The 4,464-nt window shown below is 73.2% G+C and carries 4 protein-coding genes; all 4 read left to right on the top strand.

Annotated elements, in window-relative coordinates; genetic code table 11:
• On the top strand, positions 1–1,291 hold a 1,291-nt coding region (gene shc / locus ACOV8S_RS08300), incomplete at its 5' end, for a squalene--hopene cyclase (protein WP_448317026.1).
• Positions 1,291–1,965: a phosphorylase family protein gene (locus ACOV8S_RS08305; protein ID WP_448317028.1), complete on the top strand. Its 675-nt coding sequence runs from the start codon at positions 1,291–1,293 to the stop codon at positions 1,963–1,965. The genes shc and ACOV8S_RS08305, both read left to right, overlap by 1 nt.
• A 6-nt stretch (positions 1,966–1,971) precedes the next feature.
• Entirely contained in the window at positions 1,972–3,045 is a 1,074-nt protein-coding gene (gene hpnH / locus ACOV8S_RS08310) for an adenosyl-hopene transferase HpnH (RefSeq protein ID WP_448317029.1), read from the top strand.
• Complete coding sequence (locus tag ACOV8S_RS08315) at positions 3,042–4,421, top strand: aspartate aminotransferase family protein (RefSeq protein WP_448317031.1); 1,380 nt, start codon at positions 3,042–3,044, stop codon at positions 4,419–4,421. Before hpnH ends, ACOV8S_RS08315 begins: the two co-directional genes overlap by 4 nt.
• Positions 4,422–4,464: the final 43 nt, after the last annotated feature.

Raw genomic sequence — 4,464 nt, forward strand, 5'->3', positions numbered from 1 at the left:
GCCGTACGCCCCCCTCGCCAGCTGGGACGGCGTCTTCCAGCGGCTCGACGACGCGCTGCGCCGCTACCGCACCGCCGCCCCGCGCCCGCTGCGCCGCGCGGCGATGAACGCGGCCGGCCGCTGGATCGTCGAACGCCAGGAGAACGACGGCTGCTGGGGCGGCATCCAGCCCCCGCACGTCTACTCGCTGATCGCCCTCCACCTGCTCGGCTACGACCTCGGCCACCCGGTGATGCGCGCCGGCATCGAGGCCCTCGACCGCTTCGCGGTGCGGCGCGAGGACGGCGCCCGCATGGTCGAGGCCTGCCAGTCGCCCGTCTGGGACACCTGCCTCGCCGTCATCGCCCTGGCCGACGCCGGGCTGCCGGCCGACCACCCGGCGCTGGTCAAGGCGGCCGACTGGATGCTCGGCGAACAGGTCGTGCGGCCCGGCGACTGGTCCGTGCGCCGCCCCGGACTCCCGCCGGGCGGCTGGGCCTTCGAGTTCCACAACGACAACTACCCGGACATGGACGACACCGCCGAGGTGGTCCTCGCCCTGCGCCGGGTCCGCCACCACGACCCGGAGCGGGTGGAGCACGCCGTCGCCCGCGGGGTGCGGTGGAACCTCGGCATGCAGTCCGCCGGCGGAGGCTGGGGCGCCTTCGACGTGGACAACACCGGCGCGCTGCCCAACCGGCTGCCGTTCTGCGACTTCGGCGAGGTGATCGACCCGCCGTCCTCCGACGTCACCGCCCACGTGGTGGAGATGCTCGCCGTCGAGGGCCTCGCCGACGACCCCCGCACCCGGCGCGGCATCGACTGGCTGCTGCGCGAACAGGAGCCGGACGGCAGCTGGTTCGGCCGCTGGGGCGTCAACTACGTCTACGGCACCGGCTCCGTGGTGCCGGCGCTGGTCGCCGCCGGACTGCCCACCGGACATCCGGCGGTGCGCCGCGCGGTCGCCTGGCTGCGCTCCGTGCAGAACGCCGACGGCGGCTGGGGCGAGGACCTGCGCTCCTACCGCGAGGCGGGATGGGCGGGCCGCGGCGACTCCACCGCCTCGCAGACCGCCTGGGCGCTGATGGCCCTGCTGGCCGCGGGGGAGCGGGAGACCGCGGCCGTCGAACGGGGCGTCGCCTGGCTGGCCGCCACCCAGCGCGAGGACGGCACCTGGGACGAGCCCCAGTTCACCGGAACCGGCTTCCCCTGGGACTTCTCCATCAACTACCACCTCTACCGGCAGGTGTTCCCGCTCACCGCCCTCGGCCGGTACCTCCACGGGGAACCGTTCGCCGCGAAGGCCCGGTGATGAGCGCCTCGACCGGGCCGCCGGAGCCGTCCGCGCCCGCCCCGCTGCTGGTCGCCTGCGCGCTCGGCATCGAGCAGGCCGCCCTGCGCGCCGGCGCCCGCCGCGCCGGCCGCGAGGGCGGGCCCGGCGGCCCCGTCACCGTGCTGCGCACCGGCATGGGCGCCGCCGCGGCCCGGCGCTCCCTGGCCCACGCCCTGGCCGGGGAGGCACTGCGGGACGCGGCGGTCCTCGCCACCGGCTTCTGCGCCGGACTCGCCCCCGGCATGCACCCCGGCGACCTGGTGGTCGCCGAGGAGACCCGGGACGCCCGGGGCCGCGTGCGGTGCACCGGCGCCGCGACGCTGGTGAAGGAACTCACCCGGGCCCTGCCGGGCCGCACCGTCCACACCGGGGTGCTCGCCGGGACCGATCACGTGGTCCGCGGCGCGGAGCGGACCGCGCTGCGCGGCGGCGGGGCGGTCGCCGCCGACATGGAGTCCGCCGCCACCCTGCTCGCCGCCGTCGGCGCCGGAACCCGTCCGGTTGCCGCCGTACGGGTGGTCGTGGACGCCCCGGAGCACGAACTTGTACGAATCGGGACGGTTCGGGGTGGAATAACGGCGTTCCATGTCCTTCGTCGCGTACTTCCCGCGTTCTTCGAATGGCACCGTTCCCTGCCGCCCCCCGAGAGGTGAGCCCAGATGGCCATGCCGCTGCGCCAGTCCGTCACGGTCGCTACTTACCTGGCCCGACAGAAGCTCCGCCGCCGGGACAAGTTCCCGCTCATCGTGGAACTCGAGCCGCTCTTCGCCTGCAACCTCAAGTGCGAGGGATGCGGAAAGATCCAGCACCCCGCCGGCATCCTCAAGCAGCGCATGCCGGTCGCCCAGGCCGTCGGCGCGGTCGTCGAGTCCGGCGCGCCCATGGTGTCCATCGCCGGCGGCGAGCCGCTGATGCACCCCCAGATCCACGAGATCGTCCGCCAGCTGGTGGACCGGCGCAAGTACGTCTTCCTGTGCACCAACGCCGTGCTGCTGCGCAAGAAGCTCGACCTCTTCACGCCCTCGCGCTACTTCGCCTTCGCGGTCCACATCGACGGTCTGCGCGAGCGGCACGACGCCTCGGTCGCCAAGGAGGGCGTCTTCGACGAGGCCGTGGAGGCCGTCAAGGAGGCCAAGCGGCGCGGCTTCCGCGTCACCACCAACTCCACCTTCTTCAACACCGACACCCCGCAGACCGTCGTCGAGGTCCTCGACTACCTCAACGACGAACTCCAGGTGGACGAGATGATGATCTCGCCCGCCTACGCCTATGAGAAGGCCCCCGACCAGGAGCACTTCCTCGGCGTCGAGCAGACCCGCGAGCTGTTCCGCAAGGCGTTCTCCGGCGGCAACCGCCGCCGCTGGCGGCTCAACCACTCGCCGCTCTTCCTGGACTTCCTGGAGGGCCGCGCCGACTTCGACTGCACCGCCTGGGCCATCCCCAACTACTCGCTGTTCGGGTGGCAGCGGCCGTGCTACCTGATGAGCGACGGGTACGTGCCCACCTACCGGGAGCTGGTCGAGGACACCGACTGGGACAAGTACGGCCGCGGCAAGGACCCCCGCTGCGCCAACTGCATGGCCCACTGCGGTTACGAGCCCACCGCCGTGCTGGCCACCATGGGATCGCTCAAGGAGTCGCTGCGGGCCCTGCGGGACACGGTGGCCACCAACCGGGCCAACCAGCCGCAGGAACGGGTGGTGGCGGCCGCCGCCGTGAAGGAACTCCCGTGACGGAGTTCGACCTGGGGGCGCTGCTGGCCGACCGCGCGGGGGAGCGCTACGCCCTGCACGAGCGGCATCTCAACCACCAGCTCCCCCGGATGCTGCGCGCCCTCGGCTTCGACAGGCTCTACGACCGGGCCGAGGGCGCCTACTTCTTCGACAGCGAGGGAAACGACTACCTCGACATGCTCGCCGGGTTCGGCGTGATGGGCCTCGGCCGCCACCACCCGGTGGTCCTCAAGGCGCTCCACGACGTCCTCGACGCCCGGCTCGCCGACCTCACCCGCTTCGACTGCCCGCCGCTGCCGGGGCTCCTCGCCGAGCGGCTGCTGGCCCACAGCCCGCACCTGGACCGCGTCTTCTTCTGCAACAGCGGCACCGAGGCCGTGGAGACGGCGCTGAAGTTCGCCCGCCGGGCCACCGGGCGGCCCAGGATCCTGCACTGCGACCACGCCTTCCACGGCCTGACGGCCGGCTCGCTGTCGGTCAACGGGGAGGCGGGCTTCCGGGACGGCTTCGGGCCGCTGCTGCCGGGCACCGCCGTCCCGCTGGGCGACCTCGGCGCGCTGGAGCGGGAACTGGCCTGCGGGGACGTCGCCGCGCTGATCGTCGAACCCGTCCAGGGCAAGGGCGTGCACGAGGCGCCGCCCGGCTACCTGCGCGCCGCCCAGCAGCTGCTGCACCGGCACAAGGCGCTGCTGATCGCCGACGAGGTGCAGACCGGGCTCGGGCGCACCGGCGACTTCTACGCCTACCAGCACGAGGAGGGGGTGGAACCGGACCTGGTGTGCGTGGCCAAGGCGCTCTCGGGCGGCTACGTGCCGGTGGGGGCGACGCTCGGCAGGGACTGGATCTTCAAGAAGGTGTACTCCTCCATGGACCGGGTGCTGGTCCACTCCGCCAGCTTCGGGTCCAACGCCCAGGCCATGGCCGCCGGCCTCGCCGTGCTCTCGGTGATCGAGAACGACCAGATCGTCGCGGGCGCACGGGCCACCGGCGAGCTGCTGCGGTCACGGCTGGCCGCACTCACCGAGCGCTACGAGCTGCTGTCGGCGGTCCGGGGCCGGGGCCTGATGATCGGCATCGAGTTCGGCCGCCCCCGTTCGCTGAAGCTGCGGGGGAGGTGGGCGCTGCTGCAGGCGGCCCGCAAGGGGCTCTTCGCGCAGATGGTGGTCGTGCCGCTGCTGCGGCGGCACCGCATCCTGACCCAGGTGTCCGGCGACCATCTGGAGGTGATCAAGCTGATCCCGCCCCTGATCATCGGAGAGCGGGAGGTGGACCGCTTCGTGACCGCGTTCACCGCGGTGATGGACGAGGCACACGAGGGCGGACTCGTCTGGGACTTCGGACGTCAGCTGATGCGGCAGGCGGTGGCCAACCGCTGAGCCGGGCGCGGCGGCCCGCCGTCGGGCGGTGCCCTCCCGCTGG

It is taken from the genome of Streptomyces sp. CO7, from assembly GCF_053474865.1.